Source organism: Stenotrophomonas sp. SMYL41 (genome assembly GCF_036319965.1).
Lineage (GTDB): Bacteria > Pseudomonadota > Gammaproteobacteria > Xanthomonadales > Xanthomonadaceae > Stenotrophomonas > Stenotrophomonas maltophilia_R.
The window spans coordinates 12,858-29,612 of record NZ_JAWIRX010000023.1 but is presented as its reverse complement, the minus strand read 5'-3'; the positions used below and the strand labels follow the sequence as shown (position 1 = coordinate 29,612).

General features: G+C 67.4%; 14 protein-coding genes. 5 read left to right on the top strand and 9 right to left on the bottom strand.

The genetic code is table 11. From position 1 onward, the window contains the following. Positions 1 to 45: 45 nt before the first annotated feature. The 4 genes from V3B30_RS20250 to V3B30_RS20235 form a co-directional block, all read right to left on the bottom strand. Positions 46 to 747 (bottom strand): MliC family protein, encoded by a 702-nt coding sequence (locus V3B30_RS20250; protein ID WP_262083464.1) that lies wholly within the window; start codon positions 745 to 747, stop codon positions 46 to 48. A gap of 83 nt (positions 748 to 830) precedes the next feature. Further along, positions 831 to 1,223 (bottom strand): nuclear transport factor 2 family protein, encoded by a 393-nt coding sequence (locus V3B30_RS20245; protein ID WP_262083463.1) that lies wholly within the window; start codon positions 1,221 to 1,223, stop codon positions 831 to 833. Next, positions 1,204 to 4,353, bottom strand: a complete 3,150-nt coding sequence (locus V3B30_RS20240) for a multidrug efflux RND transporter permease subunit (protein WP_262083462.1) — start codon at positions 4,351 to 4,353, stop codon at positions 1,204 to 1,206. The genes V3B30_RS20245 and V3B30_RS20240 overlap by 20 nt, the downstream gene beginning before the upstream one ends. 36 nt (positions 4,354 to 4,389) lie before the next feature. Next, complete coding sequence (locus V3B30_RS20235; RefSeq protein ID WP_262083461.1) at positions 4,390 to 5,550, bottom strand: efflux RND transporter periplasmic adaptor subunit; 1,161 nt, start codon at positions 5,548 to 5,550, stop codon at positions 4,390 to 4,392. A 129-nt stretch (positions 5,551 to 5,679) separates the two neighbouring features. On the opposite strand from V3B30_RS20235, the gene V3B30_RS20230 reads away from it, so the two are divergent. Both V3B30_RS20230 and V3B30_RS20225 read left to right on the top strand, forming a co-directional pair. Further along, entirely contained in the window at positions 5,680 to 6,396 is a 717-nt protein-coding gene (locus tag V3B30_RS20230) for a response regulator (RefSeq protein WP_262083460.1), read from the top strand. Then, positions 6,396 to 7,472, top strand: coding sequence for an ATP-binding protein (locus V3B30_RS20225; RefSeq protein WP_100472142.1), 1,077 nt, complete (start codon positions 6,396 to 6,398; stop codon positions 7,470 to 7,472). The genes V3B30_RS20230 and V3B30_RS20225 overlap by 1 nt, the downstream gene beginning before the upstream one ends. On the opposite strand, the gene V3B30_RS20220 is transcribed toward V3B30_RS20225, so the two are convergent. From V3B30_RS20220 to V3B30_RS20210, 3 genes are all read right to left on the bottom strand, one after another. After that, positions 7,450 to 9,246, bottom strand: coding sequence for a DUF4105 domain-containing protein (locus tag V3B30_RS20220; protein WP_262083459.1), 1,797 nt, complete (start codon positions 9,244 to 9,246; stop codon positions 7,450 to 7,452). The genes V3B30_RS20225 and V3B30_RS20220 overlap by 23 nt on opposite strands. Positions 9,247 to 9,286: 40 nt before the next feature. Further along, the gene (locus V3B30_RS20215; RefSeq protein ID WP_100472140.1) at positions 9,287 to 9,586 is read right to left on the bottom strand and encodes a DUF2388 domain-containing protein; all 300 of its coding nucleotides are present in this window, start codon (positions 9,584 to 9,586) and stop codon (positions 9,287 to 9,289) included. A gap of 62 nt (positions 9,587 to 9,648) precedes the next feature. Beyond that, complete coding sequence (locus V3B30_RS20210) at positions 9,649 to 11,037, bottom strand: FAD-binding oxidoreductase (RefSeq protein WP_262083458.1); 1,389 nt, start codon at positions 11,035 to 11,037, stop codon at positions 9,649 to 9,651. Positions 11,038 to 11,206: 169 nt separating this feature from the next. Here V3B30_RS20210 and serA point away from each other — a divergent pair, with 169 nt between their 5' ends. Further along, positions 11,207 to 12,448, top strand: a complete 1,242-nt coding sequence (gene serA / locus V3B30_RS20205) for a phosphoglycerate dehydrogenase (RefSeq protein ID WP_014037034.1) — start codon at positions 11,207 to 11,209, stop codon at positions 12,446 to 12,448. A 78-nt stretch (positions 12,449 to 12,526) separates the two neighbouring features. Here the strand turns inward: serA and V3B30_RS20200 are convergent, their stop codons facing one another. After that, a complete protein-coding gene (locus tag V3B30_RS20200) occupies positions 12,527 to 13,141 on the bottom strand; it encodes an NUDIX hydrolase (RefSeq protein WP_262083457.1) in 615 nt (204 codons plus the stop codon). 133 nt (positions 13,142 to 13,274) lie between these two features. Here V3B30_RS20200 and V3B30_RS20195 point away from each other — a divergent pair, with 133 nt between their 5' ends. Together V3B30_RS20195 and V3B30_RS20190 are read left to right on the top strand one after the other, a co-directional pair. Further along, positions 13,275 to 14,750 (top strand): amino acid permease, encoded by a 1,476-nt coding sequence (locus V3B30_RS20195; RefSeq protein WP_262083456.1) that lies wholly within the window; start codon positions 13,275 to 13,277, stop codon positions 14,748 to 14,750. A gap of 82 nt (positions 14,751 to 14,832) precedes the next feature. Next, a complete protein-coding gene (locus V3B30_RS20190; RefSeq protein WP_262083455.1) occupies positions 14,833 to 16,260 on the top strand; it encodes an amino acid permease in 1,428 nt (475 codons plus the stop codon). Between the two features lie 65 nt (positions 16,261 to 16,325). On the opposite strand, the gene V3B30_RS20185 is transcribed toward V3B30_RS20190, so the two are convergent. After that, on the bottom strand, positions 16,326 to 16,700 hold the full coding sequence (locus tag V3B30_RS20185; RefSeq protein WP_262083454.1) for a hypothetical protein: 375 nt from the start codon (positions 16,698 to 16,700) through the stop codon (positions 16,326 to 16,328). Between the last annotated feature and the right edge of the window lie 55 nt (positions 16,701 to 16,755).

The following is a 16,755-nucleotide window of genomic DNA, read 5'->3' as shown; positions in this document are numbered from 1 at the left end:
TGCACAGGCACTGCAGCCGAGCGTGGGCTCGGCTCTACGGAGGGCTTACGGCTGCTTCGCGCCGAAGTTGCCGCAGCCGTGATACTGGCGGGTGCCGATGGTCAGGTTCACCTTGGCATCGAACGCTTCGCCACTCATGTCATCCTGGCAGGTGGTGCGCTGGAAGCTGAGCTTGACGTCGGTACCGTCGGACGCCTTGCCGCTCCAGCCGTCAGCGCCTTCGGTGGGCTTGGCCACATCGAAGCGACGCTCGCCGTAATCGACTTCCACCTGCAGGCCGGGCGTGTCGCCGTCAACGATGGCCAGCCAACCCGGTTCGTTGCCAGTGGCGCGGAACGCGGCGTTGCCGGCACTTCCGTCGCCTTCAGTGGCTTCGACCGCATGGCACTCGCGATCGGCCTCGCCCTTCAGGCTCAACAGGCTGTCATCGCTGCCCTTGGTCCAGAAGCTGTTGCCCTGGCCATCGCCGTACTTGGCGCCGGACGCCGCACGCTCCGAGGTCATGGCGAAAGTACGCTCGCCGATCACCACCGTGGCCGCATCCTCGCCGTTGAAGGTGGCGCGCACGCTCAGATCACCGCACTTGTACGTGGTCTCGCTGCCGGTACCGGCGCCGGTGCTGGCCGCTGGTTCGGGCGCGGCCGGCGGCGCGGCATCATTGCCGCTGGCGGCGGGCGGCTGGGCCGGCTGGCACGCGGCCAGCACCAACCCGAGGGAGGCTGCCAACAGACTGGGAACTACACGCATGGCTCGACTCCTTGTCGACACTACAGAGAGGCTCGACCCTACCACCTGCCGGTGAGCGGGGCCTGAAAGTGGCCTGACCGCGCTCAAGGGGCCAGCATCGCCATCGACAGAAGCTGCGCGCCGCTCGCCCCGGAACTGCAGGCCCACACCCGCAGCAGGCGCAGCTTCAGTTCACGCTCCCGGCCCTGCTGCCGCACGGACAATCGCACGTCGCTGGACAGCAACGCCAGGCGTCCGCACAGCAGCGTTTCCACTGCGTACGACTGCAGGCTGCACACCTGCAGGTTCCCGGCCAGCCAATCGCCCAGCCATGGCAGATCGAGCAAGCGCCCGCCCTGCCCATCCATCATGAACAATGCCGGCGATACCAGCGTGGTCAGCGCATCGTGATCGTTTTCCAGCAGCGCTGCACACAGGCGCTGCTCCAGCACCATCAACTGCCGCTCATGCAGATCTTCAACGATGTCCCGTTCCATCCACGGTTCCTTCCGGCATCGGCCGGCGCCTGCGCAGGCGCTGCGCGATCCACTGCCGCGCCCCCTGCACCACTACATAGAAGACCGGCACGAAGAACACCGCCAGCACGGTCGCGCTGACCATGCCGCCGAACACGCCGGTTCCGATCGCCTGCTGGGTTTCCTTCGACGCGCCCTGCGCCAGCATCAGCGGCACCACACCCAGCGCGAACGCCAGCGAGGTCATCACGATCGGCCGCAGGCGAAGCCGCGCCGCCTCCAGTGCCGCCTCGGCCAGTCCGCGCCCCTGCTGCTGCAGCTGCCGCGCGAATTCGACGATGAGGATCGCGTTCTTCGCCGACAGCCCGATCACGGTGATCATGCCGACCTTGAAGAACACGTCGTTGGGCATGCCCCGCATCAACACCGCAGCAACCGCACCGAGCAGGCCCAGCGGCACCACAAGCATCACTGCCAGCGGGATCGACCAGCTCTCGTACAGCGCCGCCAGCACCAGGAATACCACCAGCATCGACAGCAGCAACAGCCACGGCGCCTGTGCCCCCGATTCCCGCTCCTGCAGCGACTGGCTGGTCCACTGCAGGGCAAAACCGGACGGCAGTTTTCCGGCCAGCCGCTCCATCTCCGCCATGGCCTGGCCGGTCGATACGCCGGAAGCCGGTGCGCCGGACAGGTTCAACGCCGGGAAACCGAGATAGCGCTGCAGCTGCAGCGGTGCCTCGGTCCAGTGCGGCGTCACCAGTTCCGACAACGCCACCATGCCGCCCTCGCTGTTGCGCACGTACAGCTCCAGCACGTCCTCCAGTTCCATGCGATGCGGCGCATCAGCCTGCAGGATTACCTGCTGCAACCGGCCCTTGTTGGGGAAATCATTGACGTACTGCGAGCCCATTGCCGCCGACAGCGTACTGCTGATGTGTTCGAAGCCCACGCCCATTGCCTCGGCCTTGGCCCGGTCGATGTCCAGCCGCACGCTGGTGCCTGCAGGCAGGCCATCGGCATGCACTTCCGACAGCAGCGGGCTGGCCTCGGCCAGCTTCAGCAGTTGCTGCAGGGCCGCGCGCAGCTCTGCCTGGCTCTGCCCTGTACGCGCCTGCAGGGCCAGCGAGAAGCCGGACGAACGTCCCAGGCTGTCGATCGCCGGGGGCATCACGCTCATCACCTCGCCCTCGGCCACAGTGGCCATCGCCTTCTGCGCGGCCTCCACTTCACCGGCCGCGGTGGCGCCTGCGCGCTCGCCCCAATCCTTCAGCATGGTGTAGGTCAACGCCGCGCTTGGGCCGGAGCCAGAGAAGCTGTAGCCAAGGATCGACTGGTTGGAGCCGATGCCCGGGCGCGAGGCCACATGGCGTTCGTAGGCTTCGACCACGGCCAGCGTGCGCTCGGCCGTCGCTTCGGCCGGCAGCTGGATGGAGGTCATGAAATAGCCCTGGTCCTCTTCCGGCAGGAATGCGCCCGGCAGCCAGTGCAAGCCCAGCAACAACGCCACCACCAGCGCGGCGAACACGCCCATCACCCGCCCGCTGCGCTGCATTACCGACGCCACGCCACGCTGGTAGCGCCCGGTCATCTTCTCGAAGCCGCGGTTGAAGGCGCCGAACAAGCCGCCGCGTCCGTGATGGCCATGGGTGTTCGGCCGCAGCAGCGTCGCGCACAGCGCCGGCGTCAGGCTCAATGCCAGCAGGGCCGAGAACAGGATCGATACCGCCATCGCTACGGTGAACTGGCGGTAGATCGCCCCCACCGAACCGCTGGCGAAAGCCATCGGAATGAACACCGCAGTCAGCACCAGGGTGATGCCGATCACCGCGCCGGTGAGCTCGCGCATTGCCTTGATGGTGGCCTCGCGCGGCGGCAGGCCCTCCTCGGCCATGATCCGCTCCACGCCCTCGACCACCACGATCGCATCATCGACGATGATGCCGATCGCCAGCACCATGCCGAACATGGTCAGCACGTTGATCGAGAAGCCCAGGGCCAGCATCACCGCGAAGGTGCCGAGCAGCGCGATCGGTGCGACCAGCGCCGGAATCAGCGTATAGCGCCAGTTCTGCAGGAACAGGTACATCACCGCGAACACCAGCAGCATCGCCTCCAGCAGCGTCTGCACCACCTTCTGGATCGAGATCTTGACGAACGGAGCGGTGTCGAACGGAATGCTCGCCTCCACCCCGCGCGGCAACAGCGGCGCCAGTTCGGCCATGCGCTCACGTACCGCCGCCGCCGTGCGCACCGCATTCGCGCCAGGGCGCAGCTGCACGCCGGCGGCGGTGGCCGGATGGCCGTCCTCGCGGGTGCCCCAGGCATAGCTCTGTGCACCCAGTTCGACGCGGGCGACATCACCCAGCACAACGCGTGAACCGTCAGCACCGGCCCGCAGCACGATGGCGGCGAACTGTTCCGGCGTGGACAACTGGCCTTCGGCGCTGAGCGGCACGGTGATGCGTTGGCCCGGCACACCCGGCGAATCGCCGATGCGTCCCGGCGAAATCTCCAGATTCTGCTGCTCGATGGCGGCAGCCACATCGCCGATGGTCAGCCCATAGCCGGTCAACCGGGTCGGGTCCAGCCACACGCGCATGGCCTGCTCGGCACCGAACAACTGCACGCGGCCGACGCCATCGATGCGCCGCAGCTCTTCAATGATGTTGCGCGCCATGAAGTCGCCCAGCGCCGCCTCGCTGGCGCTGGCATCCGGTGAACGCAGGCCGACCAGCATCAGGAAGCCGGAATCGGCGGCCTCCACGAACAGGCCGTTCTGGCGCACGCTGCGCGGCAGGCGCGGTTCGATCGCCTTGATCCGGTTCTGTACGTCCACCTGTGCCAGCTCCGGGTTGGTGCCGGGCTTGAAGGTGGCGGTGATCGAGGCTTCGCCGGAGGTGTCCACCGACGACTCGAAATACAGCAGGTGCTTGACGCTGGACAGCTCGCGCTCGATCAGGCCAACCACCGCATCGTTCAACGTCTGCGGGCTCGCACCCGGATAGCTGGCATAGATGCTGACGCTGGGCGGTGCGACCGCCGGATAGCGCTCCACCGCCAGCCGCGGGATCGCCAGCACGCCGGCCAGGATGATGAAGATCGCCAGCACCCAGGCGAACACCGGGCGATCGATGAAGAAACGTGCCATGTTGGATTTTCCTGGAGGGGCCGGCCCGGGAAAGGCTCAGCCCTGGCTGCCGGCCTGCACCGCACCGGCGCTGGCGACCGGCTTCTGCCAGTCGCGTGCATCGACCACCACGCCTTCCTGCAGGCGTTCCTGGCCCTCGACCACCACCTTCTCGCCGGCCTTCAGGCCGGCGCGCACCAGCCACTGGCGATCGACACTGCCGTCCACCTCCAGCGTGCGGATCACCGCCTTGCCGTCGGCGCCGACCACCCAGGCGTAGGCCTGGCCACCGGCGCTGCGCAGCACCGCCTGCTGCGGCACGGTCAACGCACTGGCCGGGGCACCGCGCGGCACCCTCGCGCGCACATACATGCCGGGCAGCAGCTGGCGCTGCGGGTTGTCGACCAGGATGCGCAGGATCACATCACCGGTACGGGCATCGACGTTGATGCCGGAGAACAGCAGCTGGCCGCGCTCGGGCAGCGGCTTGCCGGCGGCACCGATGATCGTCACCGGCAGCTCGCCACGACCGGCGGCACTGCGCTGCAGCGACTCCAGCTGCGCCGCCGGCTGGCGTACATCCACGTAGACCTGGTCGATCTGCTGCACCACCGCCATCGGATCGGCATCGGCCACGCCGACCAGTGCGCCTTCGGTCACCAATGCCTGATCGATACGGCCGGCAATCGGTGCGCTGACCGTGGCATAGCGCAGGTCGAGCTGGCGACGGGACAGGATCGCACGCGCCTCATTCACCGCCGCGCGCGCCTGTTCGTACTCGGCGCTGGCGTCGTCGCGATGCTGCTGGCTGACCGCCTGCGCGGCGGCAAGGGCATGCAGGCGCTGCGACTGCACGCGGCTGCGGGCCAGCGCCGCCTCGCTGCGCTGCAGGGCAGCCAGGGCCGAATCGACGTCGGCCCGGAACGCGGCCGGGTCGATCTGGAACAGGGCCTGGCCGGCACTGACTTCCGCACCCTGGTCGAACAGGCGCCGCTGTACGATGCCTCCGACCTGCGCGCGGATCTGGGCGGTGCGCACCGCAGCCACGCGGCCGGGCAGTTCATCATCGCGCTGCACCACCTGCGGGCCGACGCTGATCACGCTGACGCGTGGCGTGGCTTCGGGGGTGGCTTCGGGGGTGGCTTCGGGGGAGGAGCAGGCCGTCATGGCCAGGGCGAGGGCCGCGATCAACGCGGCCGGAGTCCTGAAGGTTCTCATTGCTGTGCACAATGCCGCGCAGGCGGCGGATAGGTTCTGAAGCGCGCAGTGTGCGTGGCGATGATGGGGTTTCGATGGAGGTACTGTGGAGATACGATGGAGGCAAGCACCTTTCGGCCCCGCCCCAGCATGCATGCCTCCCCTGCCCTCGCCGCCCTCGTCCTGATCGTCGAGGATGAGGCCGAGATCGCCGACATTCTCACCGCCTACCTGGAACGCGAAGGGCTGCGCACGCTGCGCGCCGCCGATGGCCACAGCGCACTGGACCTCCATCGCAGCGCCCGCCCCGACCTGGTCCTGCTCGATGTGCAGCTGCCACGCCTGGACGGCTGGAGCGTGTTGACCCAGCTGCGCCAGCGCGGCGAGACGCCGGTGATCATGCTGACCGCACTGGACCAGGACCTGGACAAGCTGACCGCGTTGCGCATGGGCGCTGATGACTACGTAGTCAAGCCGTTCAACCCGGCCGAGGTGGCTGCGCGCGTACGCGCCGTGCTGCGGCGTACGCTGCGCGCCTCGCGCGTGGACGCGCCCACCGCGCTGCGCGTCGGCCCGCTGCTGATCGACTCGGCCACCCATGCCGTGCACGTGGAGGGCGAAGGCTACAGCCACGAAGTGCTGCTCACCCTCACTGAGTTCAAGCTGCTGCACTGCATGGCGCTGGCCCCGACGCGCATCTTCAGCCGCAGCGAACTGATGCACGAATGCCTGCCGGAAAGCGAAGCGCTGGAACGCACCGTCGACAGCCACGTCAGCAAGCTGCGCCGCAAGCTGGACGAAGTGGGCATGGTCAACGTCCCGGCCAGCGTGCGTGGCGTCGGCTACCGGTTGATGGCCGACCGCTGATGCGCCCCCTGCGCCGTTCCGGGCTGAGCCGCCACATCATCGTTTCGATGTCGCTGATGGTGATCGGCGTCATCGTGATGATGATCCTGTCGTCGTGGCTGCTGTACGCCGTGTTGATCGAGTTCTTCCCCGGCAGTGCCGAGGAGCCGGAGAGCTGGCTGCCGACCGGGCCGGAACTGGCATGGATGGTGGGCGTGATCCTGACCGGGCTGGCGCTGGCCATCGCCGCTTCGTTCCGCCTGGCCCACCGCATCCTCTCACCATTGAATTCACTGGTGGACAGCGTGCGCGCGCTCGCTGGCGGCGACCTGGGCGCACGCGCCAGCGTCGAGGAAAATTCGCCGGGCGAAGTGGCGACCCTGGTCGAGGACTTCAATGCGATGGCGCGCCGCCTGCAGCACATGGAGAGCGAGCGCGCGATGTGGCACGCGGCCATCGCCCATGAGCTGCGCACGCCGGTGACGATCCTGCGCGGGCGCCTGCAGGGGCTGGCCGAGGGTGTATTCCAGCCGGACGAGTCGCAGTTCCGCAGCCTCCTTGCCCAGGTCGAAGGGCTGTCACGACTGATCGAGGATCTGCGCGTGCTGAGCCTGTCCGACAATGCGCGGCTGGACGTGCGCCGCGCGCGCACCGACGTGGTCGCCGAGGTGCATTCGGTGATGACCCTGGTCGATCCGCAGTTCCGCGCTGCAGGCTTCGTGCTGGAACTGGAAACCAGCCGCGAGGAACACAACGCGCACTGTGATCCCACGCGGTTGCGCCAGGCGTTGCTGGCGCTGCTGGAGAACGCGCGGCGCTATGCCTGTCCGGGAAAGGTGCGGATTGCGGTGCATGACACGCCCGGCCACGTGCAGGTATCGATCGAAGACGAGGGCCCGGGCATCGACCCGCAACTGCACGCGGATATCTTCACCCCGTTCATGCGTGCCGACGGTTCGCGTTCGCGCCAGGGCGGCGGCAGCGGGCTCGGCCTGGCGGTGGTCAAGGCCATCGCCGACGCGCACGGTGGCCGCGTCTACTGCATGCCGGGCAGCGCGGGCGGCAGCCGCTTTGTCATCGAGCTGCCGCGCCAGTAGGCGGTGCTGCGGCCTGCTCGCGCAGGTGTGCACCGAGTGCATCCAGATTGGCGTCGATCGCATCCATTTCCTCGCGCTGCCGGTTCGGCAGCTGTAGGCGCAGCTGCACGCGCAGCGCCTGCCACGCCGGGACCGCCCGCGCACTGCCAATGGCCACGGCCCGGGACAACAGCGCCTGCTCGTCACCCAGCGGCAACCCGTAGCCGCCCTCCTGCAGCAGCGTTCCAGGGCGCAGCCATTGCCCGCTCTGCTCCAGCAGTCCTCGCAGGCTGCGGGTCTCAGTACTGTCCGGCGCGCCCAGCAGCTGCCGCTTGAGCACATCGCGCGCACGCAGTTCGGCGCGCCGCTGCGCGGCCTGCTCCAGCAGCAACAGGCCGGCACTGGCACGCAGGTCCCCCTGCAGCAGCCACGGTGCCCGTTGCTGCGCAGGCAGCGCCAACCAGCCGCGCACATCGCGCGCAGGCAACGCCAGCTGGGCCGCGGCCACGCCGAACAACTGCTGGTAGTGGTCGCGCGCCGAGGCGAAGTAATAGCCCTGCGCCTGTGCTGAATCGCGGTCAGCCAGCACCTGCTCGTCGAGCACATGCAGCCGGGACAGCCGACGCTTCAGCCCGCGCGGACTCAACTGGGCCAATCCGGCCTGGCCCAGGCGCGGCACCCCGGCCTGCAGCAGCTTGGCCGTTTCCACCGCGCAGTTGTTGCTGACGAAGTAGTAGCGCCCGTCATAGCTCCAATGCACCTGTGCGGTGCGCTCGAGCAGGCTGGCAATTTCGCTGCGTTCCAGCTGCAACGGCAGCGACTGCAGCCCGCGCAGCTCGACCTTGGTGTACTCGTCCACCACCTGCTGCAGTGGCAGCACGAACAGCCGCGACGGATAGCCACCGGTGAGCCCACGCCAGTTGGAAATCTGAACGTCACCAACGAACGCGCGGAACGACAGCACGCGGTGATATTCCAGGTCCAAGCGGCAGTCCGGCCCAAGCGCGCGGCCCGGCCGGCAGACCACCAGCCGCAGCATGCTGTGGCCCCAGCGGCTCATCGGCTGCGCACTGCCTTCGGCGAACAGGTAGTCCACCGCGTAGACGCGCGCCGGGTCGAGCTGCAGCAGCGATGCAGCGCCCTCCTCCGATTCGGCCTGCAGCAAGGGCAGCGTCGTAGTGCACTGCGGCTGTGGCAGCGACGGCGGTGTTCCGAAATGGGCCTGGTACCACTTCGCCAACGCGGGGCGCCGGCAGGCGAACTCGCCGTCGAGCACGAAATGCTCGGCGTTCACTGCCAGGTACTCGGCCGGGTTCGTCAGCTCATAGACATCCGGGCTGCGGTCACGGAAATCGTTGTCGCCACGGCCAAGGTGCCAGGGCTTGCGCTGCCAGCCCGCGAGGTCACGCCAGCGCCTGCTGTGCGACCAGTTCGCACCGCCACGGTCGGCGACGTGGGTCAGTTCATGCACCAGCGCACTGCGGCGCGCGCGGCGGCTGCCGGGCATGCCGTCATCCAGCAGGTCGCGGCGCAACGTGATGCGGCCAGCAAAAGCGCGGCCATGCACCGCGGCGGGAAGCTCATCACTCCAGTGCACCTGCACCTGGGCCGGCAAGGCACGCAGCAGGCCCTCCGGCAGCAATGACTGCACGTCGGCCAGGGTCTGGCTGGCGAGCTGCTGCTGTGCAGGGCTCAACCCTGCTGGATCCAGGCGCAGGTCTCCGCTGGCGTGTACGGCCGGAGCCACCAGCAGCAGGGCCAGGCCATGCCTGGCTGCGTTGGGTGCAGATATCATGGCGTTGCCGGCCAGCGGCCGGCACTACCCGGAGGCGGGATCAACGGGCCAGCAGCGCGCGGGCCAGTTCCAGGTCGCTCTGCTGCTGCGCGGCGACGCTCTGTTCGCGCAGGTGGACCAGCGCCGCCTGCAGGCGCGCACCCCGGATCTGGCCGTCGCTGGCGACGAATGCGGCGGCATCGTCGCGCGCAGCCAGCACCACCTTGTCATCACCCGAGCTGCTGCCCGAGGAACCGGAGGACGCACCGGTGGCCGAGCCGGCCGAGGTGCCAGCAAAACTGGAAGCGAAGCCGGCCAGCGGCAGGGACAGCAGGGCAAGCAGCAGGAGCGGACGGGTCATCGGTTCGAAGCCGGTTGTGAAGGTGCGTGGAGCGTAACGGGTACGTGAAGGATTTGCCCGGTTCAGACGTCGAACAGCTTGCCGGGATTCAGCCGCGCTTGGGGATCGAACGCGCGTTTGACCGCCTTCATCAGGGCGATCTCGGCCGGGCCGCGGGTGCTGTCCAGGTAGCCTTTCTTGACCAGGCCGATGCCATGCTCGGCCGAGATGCTGCCATCGAAGCGCATCAGCACCTGCGCCAACAGCTTGGTCACGTGCTCGCACTGCGCCACGAAATCGGCGTCGCTGGTGTCGTCCGGCTTGAGCACGTTGATGTGCAGGTTGCCATCGCCGATATGGCCGAACCAGACCACGTCGAAGTGCGGGTAGGCCTGCCCGATCAACGCCTGCGCCTCGGCCAGGAACGCCGGCATCGCCGAGATCCGCACCGAGACGTCATTCTTGTAGGGCTTGTAGCGCGCCAGCGATTCGGTGATGCCTTCGCGCAGGCGCCACAGCTGGGCCGCCTGGGCATCGCTGGCGCTGATCACGCCGTCGCTGACCCAGCCGTTGCCCATGCAGTCCTCGAAGGCCGCCATCGCCGCAGCTTCCTGCGCCTCGTCGTTGGCCGCGAACTCGGTGACCACGTAGTACGGATGGACTTCGTCGAACGGCGCCTGCGCGCCATGCGCCAGCACGTGCTCCAGCGCCCGGTCGGTGAAGAACTCGAAGGCCTGCAGCTGCAGGCGCGCGCGGAACGCGGCGAACACCTGCATCAGAACTTCAAAGCTGGGCACGGCCAGCAGCATCACATTGCTGGCCGGCGGCGGATCGGTCAGCTTCACCGTCGCCTCGACGATCACGCCCAGCGTGCCTTCCGAACCGATCAGCAGCTGGCGGAAGTCATAGCCGCTGGAGTTCTTGATCAGGCCCTTGTTGAGTTCCAGCAGCTGGCCGTCGGCAGTGACCACCTTCAATCCCGCGATCCACTCGCGGGTGTTGCCGTAGCGGATCACACGGATGCCGCCGGCATTGGTGGCGATGTTGCCGCCGATCGTGCAGGACCCGCGCGCGGCGAAATCCACGGGGTAGATCAGGCCGTGCTCCAGCGCGGCGTTGTGCACGGCTTCCAGCGGCATGCCGGCCTGCACCACCAGGGTGCGATCGACCGCGTCGTAGGCCAGCGCCTTGTTCATCCGTTCCAGGCTGAGCACCAGCTCGCCGTTGGCGGCCACTGCGCCACCCGAAAGGCCGGTGCGGCCACCGGACGGCACCACGGCCACGCCCTCTTCCGTGCTCCAGCGCATCACCGCCTGCACTTCTTCGACCGTGGCCGGCAGTGCGATCGCCAGTGGCGCCGGCATCCAGCGCCGGGTCCAGTCGCGCCCGTAATGCTCCAGGTCGGCCGGCTCGGTCTTCAGCTTCAGGCCGGGACAGGCCTGCTGCAGCGAGGCAATGCGGGAATCGGTCATGACGGTCCAGCGCGGTGCGTGAAGAACGGGCAAGCGTGCCAGTGGCGCGCGCCAGCGTCCAGCCCTGCAGCGGCCCAGATAGCTACGGATGCAACCAATTGCGCACTGCACCATGGGCGGCATGATCTGGCATAGTGGTCAGCCCCTGTCCCACTGGCCGTGCTGCCCCATGTCGCCGAAGAAGACCTCGTTCCCGAAGCAGGATATCCGCGTGCTGTTGCTGGAGGGGGTCAGCCAGACCGCCGTGGAGGTGTTCAGCGCCGCTGGCTACAGCCAGATCGAAGCGCACACCAAGGCGCTGCCCGAGGACGAACTGAAGGCGCGCATCGCCGAGGCGCACATCGTCGGCATCCGCTCGCGCACCCAGCTCAGTGCCGAAGTGCTGGCCGAGGCCAAGCGCCTGATTGCGGTGGGCTGCTTCTGCATCGGCACCAACCAGGTCGACCTGGACGCGGCCGAACTGGCCGGCATTCCGGTGTTCAACGCGCCCTACTCCAACACCCGCAGCGTGGCCGAACTGGTGATCGCCGAGGCGATCATGCTGACCCGTGGCATCCCGCAGAAAAACGCCGAATGCCATCGCGGCGGCTGGTCCAAGTCGGCCAGCGGCAGCCATGAAGTGCGCGGCAAGACGCTGGGCATCATAGGTTACGGCCACATCGGCACCCAGGTCGGCGTGCTGGCCGAATCGCTGGGCATGCAGGTGATCTTCCACGACGTGGAAACCAAGCTGGCACTCGGCAATGCCCGTGCAGCGGCCAGCCTGGACGACCTGCTGGCGCGCGCCGACATCGTCACCCTGCACGTGCCGGAAACCCCGTCCACGCAGTGGATGATCGGCAGCACCGAGCTGGCGAAGATGCGCAAGGGCGCGCACCTGATCAATGCCGCGCGCGGCACCGTGGTCGACATCGATGCACTGGACGCGGCCCTGGCCAGCGGCCACGTCGGTGGCGCCGCGCTGGACGTGTTCCCGGTCGAGCCGAAGGGCAACGGCGATATCTTCGAATCGCCACTGACCCGCCACGACAACGTGATCCTGACCCCGCACGTCGGCGGCAGCACGCTGGAAGCGCAGGACAACATCGGCGTGGAAGTGGCGGCCAAGCTGGTGCGCTACAGCGACAACGGCAGCACCCTGTCGGCGGTCAACTTCCCGGAAGTGACCCTGCCCGAGCATGCCGACAGCCTGCGCCTGCTGCACATCCACCAGAACGTGCCGGGCGTGCTGTCCAAGGTCAACGAGATCTTCTCGCGCCACAACGTCAACATCGACGGCCAGTTCCTGCGCACCGACCCGAAGGTGGGCTACGTGGTGATCGACATCACCGCCAGCGAGGAACAGGCTGCTGCGGTGCGCGACGAGCTGGCCGCAATTCCGGGCACGCTGCGCACGCGCATCCTGTACTGAAAAAAGGGGACGGAGGGGATTAAGTCGTTTGCGGCACATGCGGCATAAACGACTTAATCCCCTCCGTCTCCTTTTCCCTCAACGTGCCAGCCAGCGACGGGCCATGCGCTGCATGGATTCGTCAGATTCCGGATCGGCCGCGACCTCGGTCACCGGCCGCCAGGCCAGGTCAAGTGACTCCTCGCTGAGCACGAAGGCTTCGCCACCCAGCGCGCGGATCACGAAACGCACGTCGTAGTGCCAGTGCCCCGGCACGTCCTTGCGCTCCGGAATCCAGTGCTTGTCCAGATCGAAGATGGCCGGATCTTCCAACACCAGGCCGCTCAGCCCCGATTCTTCTTCGGCCTCCTTCAGCGCCACCTGGGCCAGGTCCCGGTCGCCGTCGGCGTGGCCGCCCAGCTGCAGCCAGCGCTGCAGCTTGCGGTGATGGGTCAGCAGCAGGCGCTGGCCATCGGCGCTGACCAGCCAGCAGCTGGCGGTGAAGTGGCCGGCCAGTCGTTCGCGGCGGAACGGATCTTCCGGAGCATCCAACAATGTGCCGAATTCGGCAGCCAGTGCGTCGTGGGCAGGTTCGCGGCGGGCATAGTCCCGCAGCAGGCCACGCAGGCGATCATCAAGCACGGCAAGGGTTTCGGCGGTCTGGCGCATGAATGGGGGCGGTCTGGAAAAATACTGCTCATTATCGCCGTTCATTGTTGCGATTGCGCTTGTGCGTTGGCTTCAGCTTTGGCTAAGGTACAGCGGGCCGTTCGCGCGGCCTTCACCATTCCAGGGTTGCCGGCAACGTATCGGCGGCCCACCCAATCCGATCACTAGGAAGTACTGCATGCTGAAAGCTCTGTTGAGGGTCAAGCCGGTTGAACCGGCCGGGCACGTCGATGCTGGCGAACCCATCGAAGGCAGCCTGGACGGCGAAGCCACGTTGAAACGGACCCTCACGGCTAAACACCTCATCCTGCTTGGCGTGGGTGCGGTGATCGGCGCAGGCATCTTCGTGCTGACCGGCCAGGCCGCGGCCAACCATGCCGGACCGGCCGTCATGCTGTCGTTCGTGATCGCCGGCTTCGCCTGCGCCCTCGCGGGCCTGTGCTATGCCGAGTTCGCGGCGATGATGCCGGTTTCAGGCAGTGCCTATTCCTACTCCTACGCCACCCTCGGCGAGGGCATGGCCTGGTTCATCGGCTGGTGCCTGGTGCTGGAGTACCTGTTCGCCTCGGCCTCGGTCGCCGTGGGCTGGTCGGCCTATCTGATCAGCTTCATCACCACCACCCTGCACATGCCGTTCCCGGATGCGCTCAGTGCCGCTCCCATCGCCTGGACCGGCAGCGAGTTCACCGCCTCGGGCAAGCTGTTCAACCTGCCGGCGGTACTGATCGTGGCGGCGGTATCGGGCCTGCTATACGTGGGCGTGACCCAGTCGGCCTTCGTCAACGCGATCATCGTGGCGATCAAGGTCACCGTCATCTGCCTGTTCATCGGCATCGGCGCAGCCCACATCGACCCGGGCAACTGGCAGCCGTTCATCCCGGAAAATACCGGCGTGCCTGGTGAGTTCGGCTGGAGCGGCGTGTTCCGCGCGGCCACCATCGTGTTCTTCGCCTACATCGGCTTCGATGCGGTCTCCACCGCCGCCGGCGAGACCAAGGACCCACAGCGCAACATGCCGATCGGCCTGCTCGGCTCGCTGGCTGTGTGCACCCTCGTCTACATCATCGTCTGTGCCGTGCTGACCGGCATGATGCCGTACCACCTGCTGGGCACCGACAAGCCGGTGGCCACTGCGCTGGAGCCCTACCCGACCCTGTCCTGGCTGAAGACGTTCGTGGAGATTGGTGCCATCGCCGGCCTGTCCTCGGTGGTGCTGGTGATGATGATGGGCCAGACCCGCATCGCCTACACCATTTCCCGCGACGGCCTGCTGCCGAAGTTCTTTGGCAAGGTCCACGCCCGCTTCCGCACCCCGTATGTCGCCACGATCGTTGTCGGCGTGATCGCCGCCGCGCTGGCCGGCCTGGTGCCGCTGAACGTGCTGGGCGAACTGGTCTCGATGGGCACCCTGCTGGCCTTCGCCACGGTCTGCATCGGCGTGCTGGTGCTGCGCTATTCCAAGCCGGGCCTGCATCGCCCGTTCCGCGTGCCGATGGTCTGGATCATCTGCCCACTGGGCGCGGCCACCTGCCTGTTCCTGTTCTGGCAGGCATTTGTGGTGCACTGGCACCTGTTCGTCGGCTGGACGCTGCTCGGCCTGCTGATCTACCTGGGCTACGGCATCCGCAACAGCAAGCTGGCCAAGTCGCCCTGATCCGCCTACGGGCCGGCCTCGCGCCGGCCCGTCCGTTTTCCCCGCGCGCCCATAGCGGCGCGCTTCGACAAGACCACCACACATGTTCAAGCAACTGTGGGCCACCAAGCACCCGCATGCCGCCCATGAAGACGCCAACGGCCTGAGCCTGCGCCGCCACCTCGGCCCCTGGGGGCTGACCGCCCTCGGCATCGGCGCCGTGATCGGCGGCGGCATTTTCGTCATCACCGGCCAGGCCGCCGCCAACCACGCCGGCCCGGCCATCATGCTGTCGTTCGTGCTGGCGGCGGTCTGCTGCGCCTTCTGCGCGCTGGCCTACGCCGAGTTCGCCTCGATGGTGCCGGTCTCCGGCAGCGCCTACACCTATACCTATGCCACCTTCGGCGAGCTCTCGGCCTGGTTCATCGGCTGGATGCTGGTGCTGGAATACGGCGTCTCCGCATCCGCCGTGGCGGTCAGCTGGACCGGCTATTTCCTCAGCCTGCTCAGCCAGTTTGACATCCATCTACCGGCGACGCTGGTCAGCGCGCCACTCGACGCGCAGCTGCGCCCGACCGGTGCGATCGCCAACCTGCCAGCCGCTGCGCTGGTGCTGCTGCTGACCTGGCTGTGCTACGTCGGCATCAGCAAGTCCTCGGCGATGAACATGGCGATGGTCGTGCTGAAGACCGGCCTGATCGTGCTGGTCATCGTGGTCGGCTGGAAGTACGTGGATACCAGCAACTGGACCCCGTTCATTCCCGCCAACGAAGGCCCCGGAAAGTACGGCATGGAAGGCGTGCTGCGTGGCGCGGCGATGGTGTTCTTCGCTTACATCGGCTTCGAGGCGGTGTCGGTGGCCGCGCAGGAATCGAAGAACCCGCAGCGCGACATGCCGATCGGCATGATGCTGTCGCTGGTGATCTGCACCGTGCTGTATATCGCAATGGCCGCAGTGATGACCGGCCTGGTGCCGTTCCAGCTGCTGGGCACCGACGAGCCGGTGGTGACTGCCGTGGCGGCGCATCCGCAGCTGGACTGGCTGCGCTGGGTGGTCGAGGTCGGCGCGCTGGTCGGCCTGTCTTCGGTGGTGCTGGTGATGATCATCGGCCAGCCGCGCATCTTCATGATCATGGGGCGCGACGGCCTGCTGCCGCCGGTGTTCACCAGGATCCACCCGAAGTACCGCACCCCGCACATCAACACCGTGATCACCGGCATCGGCATCGCGCTGCTGGCGGCGCTGTTCCCGCTGGACATCCTGGGCGAGCTGACCTCGATGGGCACGCTGATCGCGTTCGCGGCGGTGTGCGCGGGCGTGCTGATCCTGCGCCGCACCCAGCCGGACCTGCCGCGTCCGTTCCGCATGCCGATGGCGTGGCTGATCTGCAGCTTGGGCGTGCTGAGCTGCCTGGCGCTGCTGTCGGCGATGACGCTGCACAACTGGATGCTGATGGGTGTGTGGACGTTCGTCGGCTTCGTGATCTATTTCTGCTACGGCTTCAGGCACAGCCGCCTGCGCACGAAGTAAAACAAGCGTGGCAGGGCCCTGGTGGCCCTGCCACGCAGCCCGCTGGTGCAGGCTGCGCGCCTCGCCTAGCGGCGATTGAACCAGATGAGTTCCTGTTGCCAGCCGGCACCGGCCATGCAGGCCCTGAACTCGCTGCTGCGGTCGGACGCATTGACGTCCACGATGTAACTCTCCTCTTTCGGCATCGGCACGAGGTTGTACTTGCCGTCGATCGTGCAGACTTCATCGAGCCTGCAGGGCACCTTGCGGTCCTCGTAGACAGTGCGCGTTGCCACCTCGTTCCTCACCGGCCAGTGATCGCCGGCCCGCGCCATGCAACTGGAGTGGGCGGGACCGAATGGCCCCGCACTGGCATCCATCTTCACCCATTCCATCGCACAGCCGCTGCTGGCCAGCATGGCACCGATCACCCCCATCATCCCCATCGCGCGCGTGATCATCGAAGTACTCCTTTCCTTGGTGCTCGCCGGAACTCCTGCGGCAACCCGATGGTGT